Source organism: Agarivorans sp. Z349TD_8 (assembly GCF_050870825.2).
GTDB lineage: Bacteria > Pseudomonadota > Gammaproteobacteria > Enterobacterales > Celerinatantimonadaceae > Agarivorans.
Window position 1 is genome coordinate 471,674 of record NZ_CP194037.2, and the last position, 18,435, is coordinate 490,108.

The 18,435-nt window shown below is 45.2% G+C and carries 18 protein-coding genes and 1 pseudogene; 12 read left to right on the forward strand and 7 right to left on the reverse strand.

The annotated features are described in order from the left end of the window. Positions 1 to 14 precede the first annotated feature (14 nt). Positions 15 to 236, forward strand: a pseudogene (locus tag ACRRS1_RS02015) (chlorhexidine efflux transporter); the annotation flags it as partial. Here the strand turns inward: ACRRS1_RS02015 and ACRRS1_RS02020 are convergent. Continuing rightward, positions 233 to 763, reverse strand: a complete 531-nt coding sequence (locus ACRRS1_RS02020) for an NUDIX hydrolase (protein ID WP_432454815.1) — start codon at positions 761 to 763, stop codon at positions 233 to 235. The pseudogene ACRRS1_RS02015 and the gene ACRRS1_RS02020 overlap by 4 nt on opposite strands. 151 nt (positions 764 to 914) lie before the next feature. On the opposite strand from ACRRS1_RS02020, the gene ACRRS1_RS02025 reads away from it, so the two are divergent. Then, positions 915 to 2,558: an HD domain-containing phosphohydrolase gene (locus ACRRS1_RS02025; protein ID WP_432468508.1), complete on the forward strand. Its 1,644-nt coding sequence runs from the start codon at positions 915 to 917 to the stop codon at positions 2,556 to 2,558. 109 nt (positions 2,559 to 2,667) lie between these two features. Here ACRRS1_RS02025 and ACRRS1_RS02030 read toward each other — a convergent pair whose 3' ends face one another. Both ACRRS1_RS02030 and ACRRS1_RS02035 read right to left on the reverse strand, forming a co-directional pair. After that, on the reverse strand, positions 2,668 to 3,882 hold the full coding sequence (locus ACRRS1_RS02030) for a M24 family metallopeptidase (protein ID WP_432468507.1): 1,215 nt from the start codon (positions 3,880 to 3,882) through the stop codon (positions 2,668 to 2,670). 124 nt (positions 3,883 to 4,006) lie between these two features. After that, positions 4,007 to 5,164, reverse strand: coding sequence for a GGDEF domain-containing protein (locus tag ACRRS1_RS02035; protein WP_432468506.1), 1,158 nt, complete (start codon positions 5,162 to 5,164; stop codon positions 4,007 to 4,009). A gap of 329 nt (positions 5,165 to 5,493) precedes the next feature. On the opposite strand from ACRRS1_RS02035, the gene ACRRS1_RS02040 reads away from it, so the two are divergent. Beyond that, positions 5,494 to 6,999 carry a Ppx/GppA phosphatase family protein gene (locus ACRRS1_RS02040; protein ID WP_432468505.1) on the forward strand — a complete coding sequence of 502 codons (1,506 nt, stop codon included), beginning with the start codon at positions 5,494 to 5,496 and terminating at the stop codon, positions 6,997 to 6,999. 47 nt (positions 7,000 to 7,046) lie between these two features. On the opposite strand, the gene ACRRS1_RS02045 is transcribed toward ACRRS1_RS02040, so the two are convergent. Beyond that, the gene (locus ACRRS1_RS02045; protein WP_432454810.1) at positions 7,047 to 8,249 is read right to left on the reverse strand and encodes an ammonium transporter; all 1,203 of its coding nucleotides are present in this window, start codon (positions 8,247 to 8,249) and stop codon (positions 7,047 to 7,049) included. 381 nt (positions 8,250 to 8,630) lie between these two features. Between ACRRS1_RS02045 and ACRRS1_RS02050 the strand changes: the two genes are divergently transcribed. The 4 genes from ACRRS1_RS02050 (at position 8,631) to ACRRS1_RS02065 (ending at position 10,948) form a co-directional block, all read left to right on the forward strand. Continuing rightward, positions 8,631 to 8,939 (forward strand): putative signal transducing protein, encoded by a 309-nt coding sequence (locus tag ACRRS1_RS02050; RefSeq protein WP_432454809.1) that lies wholly within the window; start codon positions 8,631 to 8,633, stop codon positions 8,937 to 8,939. 102 nt (positions 8,940 to 9,041) lie between these two features. Then, entirely contained in the window at positions 9,042 to 9,719 is a 678-nt protein-coding gene (locus ACRRS1_RS02055; protein ID WP_432454808.1) for a flagellin, read from the forward strand. A 69-nt stretch (positions 9,720 to 9,788) separates the two neighbouring features. Further along, on the forward strand, positions 9,789 to 10,034 hold the full coding sequence (locus tag ACRRS1_RS02060) for a YecH family metal-binding protein (RefSeq protein WP_432454807.1): 246 nt from the start codon (positions 9,789 to 9,791) through the stop codon (positions 10,032 to 10,034). Between the two features lie 323 nt (positions 10,035 to 10,357). After that, the gene (locus ACRRS1_RS02065) at positions 10,358 to 10,948 is read left to right on the forward strand and encodes a YhgN family NAAT transporter (RefSeq protein ID WP_432460749.1); all 591 of its coding nucleotides are present in this window, start codon (positions 10,358 to 10,360) and stop codon (positions 10,946 to 10,948) included. Positions 10,949 to 11,052: 104 nt separating this feature from the next. On the opposite strand, the gene ACRRS1_RS02070 is transcribed toward ACRRS1_RS02065, so the two are convergent. The 3 genes from ACRRS1_RS02070 to rsmD are packed head-to-tail and all read right to left on the reverse strand — an operon-like array spanning position 11,053 to position 13,235. After that, the gene (locus ACRRS1_RS02070; protein ID WP_432468504.1) at positions 11,053 to 12,285 is read right to left on the reverse strand and encodes a BamA/TamA family outer membrane protein; all 1,233 of its coding nucleotides are present in this window, start codon (positions 12,283 to 12,285) and stop codon (positions 11,053 to 11,055) included. 56 nt (positions 12,286 to 12,341) lie between these two features. After that, positions 12,342 to 12,608 carry a DUF1145 domain-containing protein gene (locus ACRRS1_RS02075; protein ID WP_432454804.1) on the reverse strand — a complete coding sequence of 89 codons (267 nt, stop codon included), beginning with the start codon at positions 12,606 to 12,608 and terminating at the stop codon, positions 12,342 to 12,344. A gap of 12 nt (positions 12,609 to 12,620) precedes the next feature. Continuing rightward, positions 12,621 to 13,235, reverse strand: a complete 615-nt coding sequence (gene rsmD, locus ACRRS1_RS02080) for a 16S rRNA (guanine(966)-N(2))-methyltransferase RsmD (protein ID WP_432460751.1) — start codon at positions 13,233 to 13,235, stop codon at positions 12,621 to 12,623. A 103-nt stretch (positions 13,236 to 13,338) separates the two neighbouring features. Here rsmD and ftsY point away from each other — a divergent pair, with 103 nt between their 5' ends. The 5 genes from ftsY (at position 13,339) to ACRRS1_RS02105 (ending at position 18,384) form a co-directional block, all read left to right on the forward strand. Then, a complete protein-coding gene (gene ftsY / locus ACRRS1_RS02085; protein ID WP_432460752.1) occupies positions 13,339 to 14,793 on the forward strand; it encodes a signal recognition particle-docking protein FtsY in 1,455 nt (484 codons plus the stop codon). Positions 14,794 to 14,831: 38 nt separating this feature from the next. Beyond that, positions 14,832 to 15,515, forward strand: coding sequence for a cell division ATP-binding protein FtsE (gene ftsE, locus ACRRS1_RS02090; RefSeq protein ID WP_432454801.1), 684 nt, complete (start codon positions 14,832 to 14,834; stop codon positions 15,513 to 15,515). Beyond that, positions 15,512 to 16,471, forward strand: a complete 960-nt coding sequence (gene ftsX, locus ACRRS1_RS02095; protein WP_432454800.1) for a permease-like cell division protein FtsX — start codon at positions 15,512 to 15,514, stop codon at positions 16,469 to 16,471. Before ftsE ends, ftsX begins: the two co-directional genes overlap by 4 nt. A gap of 484 nt (positions 16,472 to 16,955) precedes the next feature. After that, positions 16,956 to 17,804, forward strand: a complete 849-nt coding sequence (rpoH, locus tag ACRRS1_RS02100; RefSeq protein WP_432454799.1) for an RNA polymerase sigma factor RpoH — start codon at positions 16,956 to 16,958, stop codon at positions 17,802 to 17,804. A gap of 97 nt (positions 17,805 to 17,901) precedes the next feature. Then, positions 17,902 to 18,384, forward strand: a complete 483-nt coding sequence (locus tag ACRRS1_RS02105; RefSeq protein ID WP_432460753.1) for a DUF4357 domain-containing protein — start codon at positions 17,902 to 17,904, stop codon at positions 18,382 to 18,384. Positions 18,385 to 18,435 lie beyond the last annotated feature (51 nt).

The window sequence follows — 18,435 nt, forward strand, 5'->3', positions numbered from 1 at the left end:
GTAAAACCCAGCGGCAGCGTATCGTTCATGCTTTAGGCTTTGAGTTCGGTTTGTTGGTGATCAGCCTTCCGATAATCGCCTGGTGGCTGAGTGTGAGTTTACTCAGCGCTTTGCTGATGGACGCTGCAATGGTTGTTTACGATTTGTTTTTTGCCTACTTCTATAATTTGGCTTACGACAAGTTATTCCCCCTGGTCAGTCAACACAAGCTGAACAAAAAGGCTGCGCTTCCTTAGATTAATAAACCGCTGAGCTTGGCTCGCGTGTAGCAGGCAATGCTTTTGGCATCGTTAATGGTGCCATCGACGATGGCTTGTTCAAATTCGGCGCAGCTCATGCTAAAAATTTCGATAAATTCATCTTCATCACATTGGCCTGCCTGGGCACTCAGTTGTTTGGCTACAAACAGGTATTGGATTTCATCGCAGAAGCCGGGTACTGGGTAGAGCTTACCCAAAGCCTGCCATTCGGCGGCCTGTAAATTGGTTTCTTCCTGTAATTCGCGCTGAGCGCAGGCGAGGATCCCTTGTGGGCCTTGTTCATGTTTTTCCAGAGTGCCAGCGGGTAATTCAATTAACCACTGCTGAATTGCACTACGATACTGGCGTTCCATGATGATCTGTCCTTGCGAATCTAGCGCCAGAATAACCACCGCGCCGGGGTGATGTAAGGTGGTGATGTTACGCTCTCGTTGATCGGGCAGTCGCTGAGTTTGGCTGGCCAATTCGAAACAATGCCACTGGGCTAAAATTTGCTTATCCATGTTTTCTTCCTTGTATTAGGTTTTTTTATTTAACGCTATTACGAAGCGTTTGTATTTAATAAAAGTGATACTTTTGTATATAAATTTAATTGTTAATTAGCGTTATTGCTGAGTCTGCCCCATAGTTTTATTGAGCTAAGGAGGACAAATTATGTCGCGTTTAACACTCTACCTAGCTATTAGTACCTTATGTGTCGCCGCAGTGATGAGCTTAAGTAGTCTTTTTTTGCTGAATCAACATAAGCAAACGGTGATGCAGCTGTCTAGCGATATCAGCAAACAGGCCAGTGTGATGGCCGCTACCCTTGAGTATTATGAAGCCGAGAATCGTCGAGAGCTTGAATATTTTGCGAGTTTGGATGTGGTGCAGCGAGCCTTGAATGATGCAGATTATTCGTTGTTGCAAGAATTGCTGATGAAGTTAATGAATTCTAAAGCCAGTATCGTTCAGGCCCGTTTGTTGGATCCTCACGGTAAAGAAGTATTTAAAATTATCAATCGCGGTGGTCAGGCGGTACGCCTCAGTGAGTTGGAGTTACAGGATAAGTCGAAGCGTTATTATGTGCGCGAGTTGCTGCAATTACCGGTGAATCGAACCTATCTTTCGGCTGTGGATCTTAATGTCGATTACGGGGTGCTTGAACTCCCTTATCGTCCAGTATTGCGGATCGCCAAGCAGGTAAGTGCCGACTCTTACCCACTGCTTGGAGCACTGATGTTTAATTACGACATGAAAACTGTATATCAGCAGTTAAGCCGTATACTGCCTCGCGGGATGTCTCTGTTTGTGGTCGCTCAAAACCATCAATTTCTTGTCCACCCTTTAGCTAAAGCATTGTATTGTGCCGAGCTATCTTGTCAGCAGCTGTTTAATGATTCTGATCTGGTTCAATCGCAGCAAGGCTTGAGCTATTTTAGTGATTCGCTAGCCGCAGTGGCTCCTTTAGGGCTTGGTTCTGAGCCGCTGATGAGTGGTACGAATTTGATCATGGCTTATAAACCGAGTTATCTGCCTCAATTTACTCAACGATTGAGCCCGATGAAGGTGCTGATTCGCAGTTATCAATGGTGGCTGACACTGTGGTTGTCGTTAGCGCTGGTGAGTTGTGGGGTTTATGTTTATTGGCGATTTCAAAAGCAAATTGATGAACGGATCCAACGGGCGAAGACGCATAAGGTATTGCAAGGGGTTACTGAAATGCTTGAACGCCTCCATGAAAGTGACGATCCGGTGACTGGCAGCCATGTGCAACGGGTCGCTGATTATTCGCGATTGATGGCCGAAAGGCTGGGCTTGGCGAAACCTTTAGTAGAAGATATTCATCTGTTCGCTTCTTTGCATGATATTGGCAAGATATCGATCCCCGATGCCATTTTAGGTAAGCCAGGTAAATTGGATCCGCTTGAGTGGGAGATCATGCAACAGCATGTGGTGAACGGCTACCAATTATTACGTGATTTTAGATTAAGCCCAGTGGCGGAAAATATAGTGCATTGCCATCATGAACGCTGGGACGGTACCGGTTATCCACTGCAAATTGTAGGGGAAGATATCCCTATCGAAGCACGTATTGTGAGTTTAGTGGATTGTTTTGATGCGTTGATGTCGGCGCGCCCTTATAAACCTGCTTATAGTTTTGAAAAGTCACAGGCGATCATTAATCAGCTGAGTGGTAAAGCTTTTGATCCTAGTTTGGTTCAATTATTTAATACTTTAGAAACGGAATTTCGTTGCAGCCGTAGCTCTACCCAAGATGCGCTTTACGCCAAGGGGGAGCTGCACTTGTCTACATGAACGGGCTCAATACCGCGTTTTAGCTTGGTTTAGACAAGCGCATTTAATGGTATACTCAATAGCCAATTTGGGACCATCGAGCTCTGCAGTGGACGATTTGGCGTTCAGTTTATTTAATTTGGTAGCCAAATGGGTCGTTTAGGCTTGGGCTAGGTTGGGTAAACCAAACAGGCCCATTGGCGCTCATGTAAAAGTGATCTTCCAGCCTCACCCCAAACTGCTCAGGAATGACCAGCATCGGTTCATTACTAAACACCATGCCCTCGGCGAGGGGAGTATTATCGCCAGCCACTAAATAGGGGCTTTCGTGAATGTCTAAACCGCAGCCATGACCTGTGCGATGTGGCAGGCCGGGAAGCGCATAGTTTGGCCCATAGCCATCGGCTTCGAGTGAGCGTCGTGCGGCCGCATCAACTGCGGCGCAGGGCGCACCGATTTTAGCCGCGTTGAAGGCGGCTAATTGGGCTTTTTGCTCGCTTAACCAAGCTTGCTGTTGTTGTTGGCTCGCTTCACCAAATGCATAGCTGCGGGTGATGTCAGAGTTGTAGCCTTCTAATAAGCAGCCAGTATCGATGAGTACCCAATCATTATCTTGTAAAATTTGCGGCTGTTTCACTCCATGGGGATAGGAGCTGGCGATACCAAATAGCACAATGCAGAAGGAAGAGCCGCTGGCTCCGACCCTTTGATGTGCTTGATTGATGAAATCCACCACCTCACTGCTACAGATCCCTGGACGCAGGATTTTGGCCGCCGCTTTTTGCACTGCCATGGTCATGTCTTTGGCGCGTTGCATTAGGGCTATCTCATTTGCAGATTTCTGAGATCGGCAAGCTTGGGTAATCGTGTCGCCATTCACAAAGTGAATGTTGTTATTGGCTTTGGTTAAGCCATCCACCAGAAAAAATGCGGCACTTGGGTCAATGCCAATCGCACCGTTTAATTGCTGTTGTTGGACAAGTTGAGCAAACAATTGATAGGGACTTTGGTGTTCATGCCAGCTATGCAAGGGCGCTTCGATGAGCCAAAAATCTTTCAAAGAGTTTTGTTCAAAATGAGGTGCGATATAGTGTAATTCTCCGTTTGCGCATAGTAGTGCGCCAACCATACGCTCGCTGGCACTCCATTTTAAACCCGTAAAATAATATAGGTTGGTACCCGCATTGAGATATAAGGCACTGATCGCTTGTTGTTTCATTAATTCACAGGCTTTTGCTTGACGTTGCAGGTATTCACTTTTTGGAATACTCGGCATATCACCACACATGGAATGAAGTAAGGCGAGTTGTTCGCTGGCATGACTGCCGCCGATACCGATGGTCATGGAGACTCCTAAAACATGATTGATTGGGATAGTGTGACTATCCAATTAAGGCTAAAGATTAAGAGCAGAGAGTAAGGAGGTAAAGTAGAATTTAATTAAAAATCAGATGATTATGCGATACTCACTAAACGCTTTCTAGATTGTCATATAGATTGACCCGATTTCCCCCTTGATTTTTTGCGTGATACATCGCTTGGTCTGCGTGGTTGATTAAATCGCTAAGCTCGCTGCTGGATTTGCTTGTGGCAATCCCGAAGCTAGCACTCATGAATATTTTCCCTTTATTGCTTGCTAGGGCTTGTTGATGAAGCTGGCAGCGGATCCGATTGGCGAGAGCATAAGCTTGTTCGCTAGTGGTGTGATTGAGTGCGATGATAAATTCTTCGCCACCGAAGCGACCAAACAAATCTCCAGCCCTTAGGTTACGACTTGCTATTTGGGTAAAGTGCATCAAAGCTTGGTCGCCGTAGTCATGTCCATAGTCATCATTTATGGATTTAAACCGGTCTAAATCGATAAAAATGACGCAGACTTGATCACCGGAAAATTCGGCGCGTTGGGTGAGTTTTGTGAGTTGTTGAATGAAGTAACTACGGCGCATTGCGCCAGTAATATCATAGTTGGCGAATTGCTCTAGTTGGACAACTTGGCGCCAGTGCAATAAAAAGTAAAATACATAGGTTTGTAGGGCATTTCCAACAAATAGCGCCAGTGATAGTAATCCAGGAACCCCTAGCAGTAGGTGCTGATTGTAGGCTTCAGCCTGTAATGTAATCCACCCCCGTATGGCAAAGCAGCTCCCAAAAAATAGATATAACACGATCACTATCCAAAGAGCATTGCTGGGTTTTTGCCGCCAGTGGTTGAGGTATAAGTAAGCATTATAGAAACAACACAAGGCGGCGCTGCTTGAAAAAACAATGGCACGGTTTTGTAGTGATGGTTCAATTGAAGAAAAGTACCAAATAATTGAGCAGTAAAGCACCAATGTTGTAGCGAGTCGGCCTACTTTTAACGGAAGGCGTAAATAAAAGTGATGACCTGCGGTTACAAATAGGAAGGCTCCAGCAAATAAGGCGTTTTGAAACAATAAGCTGAGCGCAGAGGGGGCGCTGACAGCAATATGTATCGCCAAACTTAAGACTTGAGCATAGGAGGCTATGATCCAACAGTCGAGAGCCGCTTGTTTTCCGTGAAAATAGCGGATAAGTGTCAGTACAGTGGCCGATACCACGGTGACGAGGGTGGTTAATATGAAAAACGTTAAAACATCTACAATCATCTATTCAGTGTAGCTTTTTGTTATTTGAAAACTTAATAATGTGTTTGATATAGATCGCTATTTTGTATTAATTCATTAAATGTTGATGTTTATGTTCGTTATCCTAAAACAAACCCCACCTTTCACTCAATGTCTATAGCTTGGAACATGAGTGACTGTTAAGCGAGGACTGTAGCATTAAATTTACAAATTCAGCTCGATTGCCAGCAGTAGAGGTATCTCCTTTTTGATATCGGTGACTAATCCGCTTGAAGCTATGTTAAAAGTGCTTATATTAAAGTAAATTAAGGCTCTTTGACTTGACGGTGAAATTCTGTCTAGGGTAATTCATGTTTAACTTATCACGTTTACTTAGTCCCAAAACTGAACAACTCGCGGCACTTGATTTAGGCAGTAATAGTTTTCACTTAATCATTGCTGATTGGCAAGATGGTGAATTAAAGGTTCGCGATAAGGTTAAAGAAATGGTTCGTTTAGGCTGGGGTTTGCAAGATGATGGTAGCCTTGATGCAGCCGCTTGGAATCGCGCATTGGCCTGTTTAGAACGTTTTGGTGAGCGTTTACGAGAGTTTAAACCGGGTAGTGTACGGGTTGTTGGCACCAAAACTTTGCGTAGTATCATCGACGCCGATGTTTTTCTACAAGCTGCCGAACAGCGTCTAGGTCATCCGGTCGAAGTGATTTCGGGAGAAGAAGAGGCTCGCCTCATTTATTTGGGAGTCGCGCATTATAAAGCCCCGACGAATGGCCCTCGAATGGTTATTGATATTGGTGGAGGAAGTACCGAAGTGACCGTCGGTGAGGGCATGGAATTGAAGCTCAAAGACAGCTTAGATATGGGTTGTGTGTCAATTACCAAACGCTTTTTTAAAAGTGGCAGAGTGACCAAAAATCGCTTGCTTAAAGCCAGTGTTTATTGCTCTCAGGAGTTACTTGCAGTGGCCGATGACTATTTAGATCATACCTGGAATGAGTGTTTAGGTGCTTCTGGTTCGATTAAGGCTGTGGCCAAGGTTTGTGCAGAGAATAAATTCTGTGATGGAGATATTACCCTCAGCGGCTTAGAGGCCATCCTTGAGTGTTACTTGGACGCGGGTCAATCAGACTTGGCGTTTAAAGGTTTATCGGAAGAGCGTCAGCCGGTATTTTTAGGCGGGGTGATTGTATTGCAAGCGCTATTTCAAGCGCTTCATATCTCTAGAATGCACGCCGCCGAGTGGGCTTTACGTGAAGGTCTCTTATATGAACTCAAAGGGCGTTTAGAGCACACTGATATTCGTCCGACGAGTGTGCAACGTTTGGCCGAACGTTATCATGTAGATATGACCTACAGCAGCCGTGTTGATGAGACCAGTCAGTTATTGCTGAATCAGGTTGCAGAAATGTGGGCGCTTGATGAAATTGAAACAGCTAAGCTATTGAAGTGGGCATCAATGCTATTTTTAGTTGGACTTGATGTTGCTCATAGCGACTACCATAAACATGGCGCATATATTGTTGAGCATGTTGATTTAGCTGGTTTTTCCCGAATAGAGCAGCAGCAGTTGGCGGCTTTAGTCTTAGCCCATAGACGTAGTTTCCCAGTGAAACAGTTTCCGCTACGCAATAGCGATTTGCTTAAAGCGTGCTTGATCTTGCGTTTATCCGTTATCTTTAGTCGTGGTAAGCGCGCTCAGAGCTTACCAGATATTCAGTTTAGGGCTGCTGAACAACAAATGAGTTTGCTTATCGAACAGCAGTGGTTACAGAATAACCCCCTGACCAGAGCCGATTTAGAAAATGAACAGCAATACTTAAGCGTGATCAACTATAAGTTGGATGTGATTGAGTTATAGCTTCATTAACCGCCTCAATCGAGTGAGGCGGTTAATCTGAGTTGTGTTTAGCGGTCTTTATTGGTCGCGCTAATTTTGTGTATGGCCAAGTCGGCACCGTGGTACTCGTCTTCCTCCGACAGTCGTAATCCGGCAATTTTGTCAACTAAACTATAAACGATGAACCCACCCACCAGAGCCACAACGATCCCCGTTAGGCTACCAATGATTTGACTACTCAAGGAGATACCGCCTAATCCGCCCAGTGCTTTACTACCAAAGATCCCTGCGGCAACGCCTCCCCAAACACCACATAAACCATGTAATGGCCATACACCGAGAACGTCATCTAAGCGAGAATGTTGTTGCAGCCAAGTGAATACCCAAACAAACAGTGCCCCTGCAATACCACCTGTCATTAATGCGCCAACCGGATGCATTAAATCAGAGCCTGCACAAACGGCAACCAAACCAGCCAAAGGACCGTTGTGCACGAAGCCTGGGTCATTTTTACCAAGTAATAAAGCGACGATTGTACCGCCTACCATCGCCATCAGTGTATTTACCGCCACTAAGCCGCTAATGCCATCCATGGTTTGGGCAGACATTACGTTAAAGCCAAACCAACCGACGGTGAGCACCCAAGCGCCAAGTGCTAAAAAAGGAATGTTGGAAGGCGCAAAGGCGACACCTGGTTTTCGGCCCTTACGTGCGCCGAGGATCTTAATTGCGACCAGAGCTATCCAGCCGCCCATCGCATGTACCACGACCGAGCCAGCAAAATCATGGAAGGCGGCGCCAAATTGTGCTTCTAACCAGCCTTGAAAACCAAAGTTACCATTCCAAATAATGCCTTCGAAGAAGGGGTAGACAAAGCCAACAATTAACGAAGAAGAAATGAGGAAAGGATAAAATTTACCACGTTCGGCGATCCCACCGGAGACAATTGCCGGAATGGCTGCGGCAAAGGTGAGTAAGAAGAAGAATTTGACTAATTCATAACCGTTTCCTTGCACGAGCATTTCTGCGCTATTAAAGAAGTGGTTACCATAGGCAATGTAGTAACCCACAATAAAGTAGGCTACGCCAGAAAATGCAAAATCGGTGATGATTTTCACTAAGGCATTGACCTGATTTTTATGACGAACGGTACCGACTTCTAAAAAGGCAAATCCTGCATGCATGGCGAGCACCATGATGGCGCCTAACAAAATGAATAAAGTGTTTGCGCTCTGCGACAGAGTGTCGATGGCTGCACTAATATTATCCACTTAAAATACTCCTAATCTTTTTAATATATTCAATTGCGCCAAAAAGAAGCAATAATTAGGCCTGAGTGTGTGGTTTTTCGAATATTTAGCACTAAGTTGATGCAATTAAAGCGATTTAACTGCTTGATAACAAATGTTTCGTAAGATTGAGCGCCTGTTTGGTGCATAATTTATATTAAATATTGATCGTGTTGACCTTTTTTGGTGCGCCATTGATTTAACTTGGTGCTTCAAGTCCATGCTTGCGAGCGGCTCACTGGATTTTTGCTTGCTTAGGTGCTTATTCGTCGTTCTGGTTTAATTAGGTCTAGACTTAAAAATGCAATCCAATGAAATGGTTAACTCCATTTTTAAGCCACTGAAGCGAGCAATGGAGATAGCATGGAGCAATGGCATGTGTTTTATTCTGCAGCAAATCTATTAGAAGCGAAGCTGTTGCAAGGCATGTTGATCAAGCAAGGAATTGATACACGCTTAGATGGGGAATTCGCGATGGCGGCAGCTGGAGAGCTGCCAGTTGATGTATTTCAGGTGACTATTCGAGTGGCGCTAACTAATTGGGATAGGGCAAAACAGGCGGTTTTCGATTATGAACAACAGAATGGATATGATTGGGCTTGTGATCAGTGTGGCGAGCGTAACCCCAGTAGCTTCGATTTTTGTTGGTCTTGCCAGTGTGACAAGCAATAAAATATAGATAATTTCGCAATGCATTTTTGACTAAACGGTGATAAGCTTAAAATATATACAGCTAGGATGGCTATCGTACAAGTCGTTTGTTGAGGTTATGCTATGTCTATTAATCAAGTATCCAGTTCAAATCCATCGAGCTTTTATCTCGATCAGGTTAAGAAGCGTCAAGAAGAGCAAGATGAAAAGCTGGCCTCTGGTAAGCGGATTAACTCGGCCGCCGACGATCCTGCAGGTCTGCAGATTTCAAATCGTTTAACCAGCGGTATTAATGAGCAAGAAGCGTACGCGAATATTTATCAAAACAAGGTTAGCTTAAATAATATTGCGTCTGCGCAGTTGCAGTCGACAACCGATTTGTTACAGCAAAATCAGGCTTTAACGGTGCAAAGTGGTAATGGCATTTATAATGCTGATGATATTGCGGCGTTACAGGCTCAGGTGGATGCCAATACCGCGGCGATCCCTAATGCCAATGAGCTAGGCGTTGATAGTGTTGATTTATCTGATCCAGCCAGTGCTCAGGCTACTTTGCAAGCTGCGCAACAGACCACCGATGCTAGTCAAGCCCAATTGGGAGCACAAAGTAATGCTGCTGAATCTTCTTATCGTTCGACGCAAGCGGCACTTGAAGCGCAAACCGCGGCACGCTCTCGCATCCTCGATACCAATTATGCGCAGTCGACATCTCAGCAAGCGCAAAATGAATCTCTATTGCAAAGTAATATTCAGTCGTATCAGCAACAGTTATCTTCAAGGAATATAGAGAAACTTCTATAAGTTGTTTTTCCTCAAACATATGACGACGCGACACTGCTACAGTGAGCGTCGTTTTTTGTGGGGGTCAAAATGAGTCAGTCAATTCATGGGCATCAAGTGATGCAATTAATGTTAGAAACGGGCGGTAGCTTTAGTTCGGAGTCTCTAGAGGTTCTATTGCATCAAACATTTGGTGAAAACAGCGTTTATCACACTTGTAGCAAACAAGGGATGAATGCTCAGCAATTAATCGTGTTGCTGGCAGAAAGGGGTAAATTTGTAGAATCTAAGCAAGGTTTTACCACTAGCCAATCGAAGATCTGTTCACATCATTGAGTCTGCTTGAAATATCAAGGCTTATATTAAAACGTGTTATTTCACCAACATGGCTTTTTAGCTGAGTTCTGCGAGTTTAACTTGGCTGATTGTTGTTGCTGATTGAATCACTGCTCGCTTTGATTTCTAGCTTGTTCGCTCCGCCGTAATATACGCAACGTTTGGGCTCTTTAGTTATTCGGATAAGTATAAAAATTCGTTCATCCGGTATTTCTATAGTTTTTTAGGCAACTAACAAACCAAAGAACAATTAGAGTCAGGGTGTTATGCTTTGGCTCTTTTTCTATGCGTAGACAATATTGTCGTTAATAAGAGAGTGATGAATGGATATGTTATCAGCAGCGGTGATGCTGTTTTTGATTATGGATCCTCTGGGTAATCTTCCGGTATTTCTTAGTATGATTAAGCATCTTGATCCCAAGCGTCGGCGCATTGTGTTGATGCGTGAATTGATGTTTGCATTGACGGTGATGTTTGCTTTCTTATTTGCTGGAGAACAGATCCTCGGTTTTCTCAACCTTCGTCAAGAGGCGGTGAGTATTGCTGGTGGAATTATCCTATTTTTGATCGCTCTAAAGATGATTTTTCCTCAACCTGGCGGAGTGGCGGGACTTGCCGCGGGAGAAGAGCCATTTTTAGTGCCGATGGCGATCCCGATGATTGCTGGCCCCTCAATTTTGGCGTCGTTGATGCTTCTGGCCAATCAAGATGGCAGTAGGATGCTTGATTGGTCTCTGGCTTTGCTGATGGCGTGGGGAATGAGCGTGATTATCTTCATGTTTAGCGGGTTTTTATTACGTTTATTAGGTGAAAAAGGTCTAACAGCGATGGAGCGTTTGATGGGGATGTTATTGGTCATGTTGTCCGTTCAGATGTTTCTTGATGGTATTGCTGATTATTGGCAATCGCTATAATTGGGCTCCCAATAATCATAAATCTTGGGCGTATTACTCCTTCGGCGAGTTAATCCGCCCATCGCTTTATATCGCCTATATTCGTCTAGGAGTAAGGCCTATAACTAATAGGGATGGTTGATCCCTAAACGAAACACCTTATCCTCTCCACTGCTGGCAAAATCGGCGCGCAATACCACTCCTTCTAGCATGATCCGAAGACTACCGCCAATACTGTATTTCATATCCTGGTGTAAGGTGGTTAAGCTATATTCATCGGCAACTCGCCCCAGCTCCGCAAACGCCACCCAATACCAAGCTGGAACGTTGAACCAGTTCACCACTGGGATTTTAGGCAGGGGATTCCAATGGGGGGTAAAGCGATATTCTGCAGAGTAGTAAAGCATCGAGCGACTATGATAACGTGCTGTTTCATAACCTTTTAAGCGGTTCATCCCACCAAGGGTAGCGCCGGCAAACCATGCCGGTCGATGAAAGCGAGATTCGCCCTTGATATCGGAGCTTTTATTCCAGCTTGGGGTATCCGCAGTTGCAACATTCAGGGCCAATACATGGTTTTGCAACCAAGGCATCTTCGGTAGGCTGATGTATTTAGCGGCAGAAAACTCCCACATGCTCCATGACGTTTGAGCGCTGCTGCCCCAATCGTGAGTGATACTAATCCGTTGATGACTACCTGCGGTGGGGTTTTGGTTATAGTTGCGATTGTCGTATTCTAATTCGAACTTTAACCCCATAGAGCGGGTGGATGCTTGCAATTGATTATATTCACCAACATCTTGCTGCCAGTAATAGGGCTCTAGTTGGATGATCGTTCGGCCGCTGGTGAGTGGATCCCACCGTTTCGCACCAGCTTCATAGCCTGATAAAACTTGACCTTGGCGGATCTTAAAGGTGTGTATGGGAGAGTTTTTGCCATCACCGATTGGCAGCAAATAGCGAAAGCGAGCGCGGTATTCTTGACCTTGGGTATGTGTATAGATGCGATTGTTCTTGTTAGAGTCGTTACTGCCAGCAGTTTCGCCATTAAACTCGCTGTTTCCATCGATATATTGTGGGTCTCGGGTGTAGTTTGTTTGATAAATGCTGGTATCAAAAAACACTCGGTCAGCGAAGGGTAATTGGTAATCGCCGCTATATAGATATCCCATCCAACTATCGTTGCTGGTCACCATTGCCGTTGCAATGAGGCTTGCATTTGCTTGGATTTGGCCAGCGGAGCCGACTCCGACACCGACTCCCCATTCTAGGTTTTCTGTATAAAAGCCATAGGGGATCACTTGTGTCCAAGGGCCAGAGCGCTGATGTTGGGCATCATCAATGAGAGTGACGTTCATGGCGAGACAGGGGAAGCTTAGCCAACCGAAAAGGGGTAAAGCGGGTCTCCCATGGTTCAAGCGCTTTTACTCGAAGTACGTTTATGAATTTGCCACATCGCAAATACCCCAAATAATAATAGTTGTAGACTGTCGCCTTTTTGTAGTGCGCCGCTTTGCTGCAAGCTATCGCGTATGGCAAATAATTGCAGGGCGTGCAGCAGCAATAGTAGCGCACCAACGATTGGTAATAGCCAATTAAAAGGCGCGCTGAACATGAAGATGCCGATTAAAATGGTTAACCACATCAAGGCCATTAAGGTTTTACCCAAGGTAATAAACATAGTTTTAAGCTCTTAGCTGAGTTGATAGAGACGAAAATTAACTTGACCGGCTTGTTTGCTTTTAATGCAGTTCCAATTGGCGGGAAGCTTGGGTTCTACGGCTTCGTTCTCATACTCGAGATACATTAAAGCATTGGTGTTTAACCAGCCATTTTCATTGAGTAGTTGACAGCTGACTTCCAGTAGGTCACAGCGAAAAGGGGGATCGATAAATACAATATCGTAGCCCTCTGCGGGTGTTTGTTTTAACCATTGCAAGGCATCTTGATTGATTAATTTTGCTTGCTGGCTAGAAACATCTAATAGCTGCAAGTTGACTTTCAGTTGATGAGCCGCTTGAGGGTCTTTTTCTACAAAGCTTGTAAAAGCAGCGAAGCGTGATAGAGCCTCAAAACCGAGACTACCGCTGCCAGAAAAAAGGTCTAAACAATGGCTATTGGGCAAATAGGGGCTTAACCAATTAAATACGGTTTCTTTGACCCTATCAGTGGTAGGGCGTAAGCCTTGGCTATTGAGAACTTTTAGTTTTCTACCGCGCCACTGGCCAGCAATGATGCGTACTTGTCCGCAGCCCTTGCTAGCTGGTTTCGTTTGATTTGAATGTTTTCTTGAGGAAAGCCGTGTCATTTACTTAGACCATTGAGAAACTGTGATAAAATCCGAACAATATTGACTGGACGTTGGCATTGTAACAGCCAACTTCGTTTACTGGTAAAAAGGTTTTGCAGTAATGGCAAAAAAGAAGGGCCTATTTTCTTGGTTTGGCCGAAAAAAAGATGATCAGCAACAAATTTCAACAGATTCGTCGACAGAATCACAGCTAACAGAACAAACTGCCGAACGCGAAGCCCAAGCTGAACGCGAAGCCCAAGCCGAACGGGAAGCCCAAGCCGAACGCGAAGCCCAAGCCGAACGGGAAGCACAAGCCGAACGCGAAGCCCAAGCCGAACGCGAAGTCCAAGCCGAACGCGAAGCCCAAGCCGAACGCGAAGCACAAGCCGAACGGGAAGCCCAAGCCGAACGCGAAGCCCAAGCCGAACGCGAAGCCCAAGCCGAACGGGAAGCCCAAGCCGAACGAGAAGCCCAAGCCGAACGCGAAGCTCAAGCCGAACGCGAAGCCCAAGCCGAACGCGAAGCCCAAGCCGAACGAGAAGCCCAAGCCGAACGAGAAGCCCAAGCTGAACGAGAAGCCCAAGCCGAACGGGAAGCGCAAGCCGAACGGGAAGCACAAGATGAAGCAACTCAACCGGGAAAAAAAATAGGCTTGTTTGCGCGCTTAAAAGCGGGCTTAAAGCGGACTCGACAGAACTTAGGCTGGGGTTTCTTCTCTTTATTTAAGGGGAGAAAAATTGATGATGAGCTATTCGAGGAGTTAGAAGAACAGCTGTTGGTTGCAGATATCGGGGTTGATACTACCTTGAAGATCATCAATCAATTGACCGCACATGCTAAGCGTAGTGCGCTGCAAGATGGCGAAGCCCTTTATGAGCAGTTGAAGTTAGACATGGCTGAGATGCTTAATCAAGTTGAGGCGCCACTGGATTTCAATCAAAGCGAAGGCCCGTTTGTTATTTTAATGGTTGGAGTCAACGGTGTGGGGAAAACCACCACCATTGGTAAATTAGCCAAACAATATCAGAGTCAGGGTAAGTCGGTGATGTTGGCTGCTGGAGATACTTTCCGCGCTGCCGCAGTGGAGCAACTACAAGTTTGGGGTGAGCGAAATAAGATCCAGGTGATTGCCCAGCATACTGGTGCAGATAGCGCCTCGGTTATTTTTGATGCCTTTCAAGCTGCGAAGTCACGAAAAGTTGACGTATTGATTGCTGATACGGCGGGTCGCTTGCAAAATAAAGCACATTTAATGGAAGAGCTGAAAAAGATCGTCCGTGTCATGCGTAAACTCGACGATGCAGCCCCTCACGAAGTTATGTTAACTATTGACGCAAGTACTGGTCAAAATGCCATTAGCCAGACCAATTTGTTTAATCAGGCGGTTGGTTTGACGGGATTGACTTTGACTAAGTTAGATGGCACAGCCAAGGGTGGCGTTATCTTTGCCTTAGCAGACAAATTTGCCTTGCCGATCCGTTACATTGGGGTTGGTGAAGGGATTGATGATCTTCGAGAGTTCTCTGCGCAACCCTTTGTGGATGCCTTGTTTAGTCGCGAAGAAAGCGAGTAGCCTTAGCGACAGATGATTAAGGAAAGGTTTGACTATTTATGATCCGTTTTGAGCAAGTGAGTAAGGTATATCCCGGCAGTCAACGAGCCTTGCAAAAAGTGTCGTTTCATTTAGAGCAAGGACAAATGGCCTTTTTAACGGGTCACTCGGGCGCGGGTAAAAGTACTTTGCTCAAGCTCATTACGGCAATGGAGCGACCCAGTGATGGTAAAGTATGGGTCAACGGTGATGATATTAGCCGTTTAGCTCATCGCAAGATCCCTTATCTACGTCGCCAAATGGGAGTTATCTTTCAGGATCATAAATTACTGATGGATCGAAGCGTATTTGATAATGTCGCGCTGCCTTTGGTGATTGAAGGTTATAGTATGAATGATATTAAGCGTCGTGTTGCCGCGGCCTTAGATAAGGTGGGGTTACTGGATAAAGCTCATTGCGTACCGGTCGCACTATCGGGTGGAGAACAACAGCGGGTCGGGATTGCCCGTGCAGTGGTCAATAAGCCGATGATTTTAATTGCCGATGAACCGACAGGTAATCTAGATCCCGCTTTATCCTTAGAAATCTTCCGCTTATTTGAAGAGTTTAATCGAGTCGGCGTGGCGGTGTTAATTGCCAGCCACGATTTAAGCTTGATTGCAAAATTGCATTACCAACGGCTGGTGTTGCAACATGGTCAATTACTGACCTCGTCGAGTGCTGGTGCGGAGCAAACCTTATGAGAGGCGCGAAACCAACAGTAAAAGTGGCATTGCCGCAGCGTATACTTATGTTTGTGGTTCGTCATTTACAGCAGTGCGTTGCAAGCTTAGGTGAACTATGGCGAACCCCCGCCAGTTCCATGCTAACCCTTGCGGTGATCGGTGTATGTTTGGCCTTGCCAGCAAGTTTTTACCTGGCAACAAAGAACATCCAGCAACTCACAGGTTATTGGCAAAGTGATACGCAAATTAGTTTGTTTTTACAACAGAATATCACTGAACAACAGCGTGATGAGCTGCAGCAAAATATTGCTGATATGCCACAGGTCGCGCGGGTCGATTTAGTCAGTAAGCAACAAGGCCTAGCTGAATTTCAGCAGACCAGCGGATTTGACGATGTATTGGCTTTACTTCCCGAAAACCCCCTACCTGATGTATTGCTGGTGCAACCTAGCCTAGATTTTAGTCATGCAAGTGCAGCTCAAGCTCTGCTTGACAGTCTGCAACAACATAGCTTGGTTCAACAAGCCAGCTTAGATGTGCAGTGGTTGCAGCGTCTGGATACGATTATTAGTATGTTACAGCAGTCGGCATGGTTGCTAATTCTGCTGTTAGTGAGTGCCGTCGCCCTGATTGTGATTAATACCCTACGTTTGAATATTCTAAACCGTCGTAGCGAAATTGAAGTGATGAAGCTAGTGGGGGCCACTGATGCCTTTATTCGTCGTCCATTTCTTTATACTGGCTTTTGGTTCGGCTTAATTGGTGGCTTATTAACTTGGGTATTATGCAATATTTTACTGATTTGGACCGAGTATGCACTACAACAGATCGGTCTGCTCTACCAGCAAGAGATTTATTTAGCGGGTTTGTCCTTTCGAGAATTTAGCAGTTTAATTGGTTTTTCTATGCTGCTTGCTTTAGCCGCTTCTTGGTTGTCTGTGAGTCGACATATTCGAGAAATAGAACCGAGTTAGTGCTTGTGATTTTTGCGGACAGTCCTGATTTCCTACCCAGCTTTTAGTGAGTGGTGATGTTTATTTTTGACGTAAGCAGAATCTCTATCCAATGAATCATTTATGGCCGCTGTGGTACTCAAGCCCATTTTGCTTTCCAAGAAGCAAGCAATCAAATTGAAGGTGGCGAGGGTTGTGCCTTGTCCCCTTGTGGTAAAACAGCCATATTTATCTTTAATTATTAAATCTTTTGCTATTCATCATGTTAGCGGTTTTATTGTTATAGCTTAACCAGCATAAGATGTGCTTGATTAGATGAATCCATTTAAACAGTGGCTTAACGTACTTTAAATAAATTATAAATTGTGAACTATATTCAATGTGTGGCATCTTATTTATCATGCTGAGATACTTGAATAGGCAGGTTCCAGTGGAAGTTTTAGGGGTTAGATCTTGCTGAATGGCTATGATAGACTCATTGACCGAGTAAATTATTGAGGTTGATATGGATCAAAAGATTGCATCTATGGCGTTAGTCCCGCAAGGGAGTATCGAGGCCTATATCCAATCAGTAAATCGGATTGAGATGCTGAGTGCTGAGCGAGAGAAAGAACTCGCGACTCGTTTGTTTGAAGATGGTGATTTAAGCGCCGCTCGTGAATTAGTCATGTCGCATCTGCGATTTGTTGCTCATGTCGCGAAAAACTATGGGGGTTATGGCCTCCCTCAAGCAGATTTGATTCAAGAGGGCAACGTAGGCTTAATGAAAGCCGTAAAACGATTTGACCCGAGTGTTGGTGTTCGTTTGGTATCTTTTGCAGTGCACTGGATTAAAGCGGAAATCCACGAATACGTATTACGTAATTGGCGAATGGTAAAAATTGCGACCACTAAAGCGCAGCGTAAATTGTTTTTCAATCTACGCAAGTCAAAAAAACGCTTGGGTTGGTTTAGTCGCGACGAAGTGAATATGGTGGCCGAAAATCTCGGTGTGACGACCAAAGATGTGTTGGAAATGGAATCTCGGATGAGTGCTCAAGATCAGGCTTTTGATCTGGCTTCTGATGATGACGAGCGTGAAGGCAGTTTTGCGCCGATCCAGTATTTAGAAGATAAATCTTCTGATGTTGCGCAGTTTGTCGAAAAAGAAAATTGGGAAATTGCCGCCGCAAATCGCTTGCGTGCCGCGTTGGCCACTTTAGATGAACGGAATGCTTTTATCGTACAACGTCGTTGGTTGGATGATAATAAAGCTACTTTGCAAGAGTTGGCCGACCACTATCAAGTATCGGCAGAACGGATCCGCCAGCTAGAAAAAAATGCCATGAAAAAGCTGAAAGCTGCGATGGAATAACAACTTTATAAAAAACCTCGCTTAGCGAGGTTTTTTATATTCAAATCTGCCCCACCGCTGTGTTAAATTTGCACAAACTTCTCAATATGGCCCTGACATGGACAGTCCTTTCGAATTATCAAAAGTAAACTTTGTGATTGATGGGGATGGCCGGAAAACTGCGGCGATCATACCGATAGAGCTCTATCAGCAACTTCTTTCTTTGCGCGAGTTAGTGGCACAGAGCAATACCAAAGAACTGAGTGCCGATTATTCCTTTAGTGTAAAGCAGGCGGTTGCCTATGGTTATCCGGTTGGTGCTAAGAATAAACCTGGTTTTATAGTGATCAAAGGTTCTACCGCTAACGGCGGGGGGGCTGAGTCGCTGCGCCCTGCAGTATTGGCCTTGCGTGAGCAGCTCCTGGAAGAACACGTATTATGCCGTCAGGGCGAGGGTTATGAGTTTATGCGTGATCATCAGTTTTCTAGTCCGAGTTCGGCGGCTTGTTTAATTGCCGGAAACGCCCGTAGCGGACTGGATGCTTGGCTAGATAAGTGGGGACGTAGCCTGAAAGATCGCGGCTATGGCAAGAAACGCTAAACGAGAAAGAAAAAGAGCGCTTAATCGCGCTCTTGGTATTTGCTAAGAGTA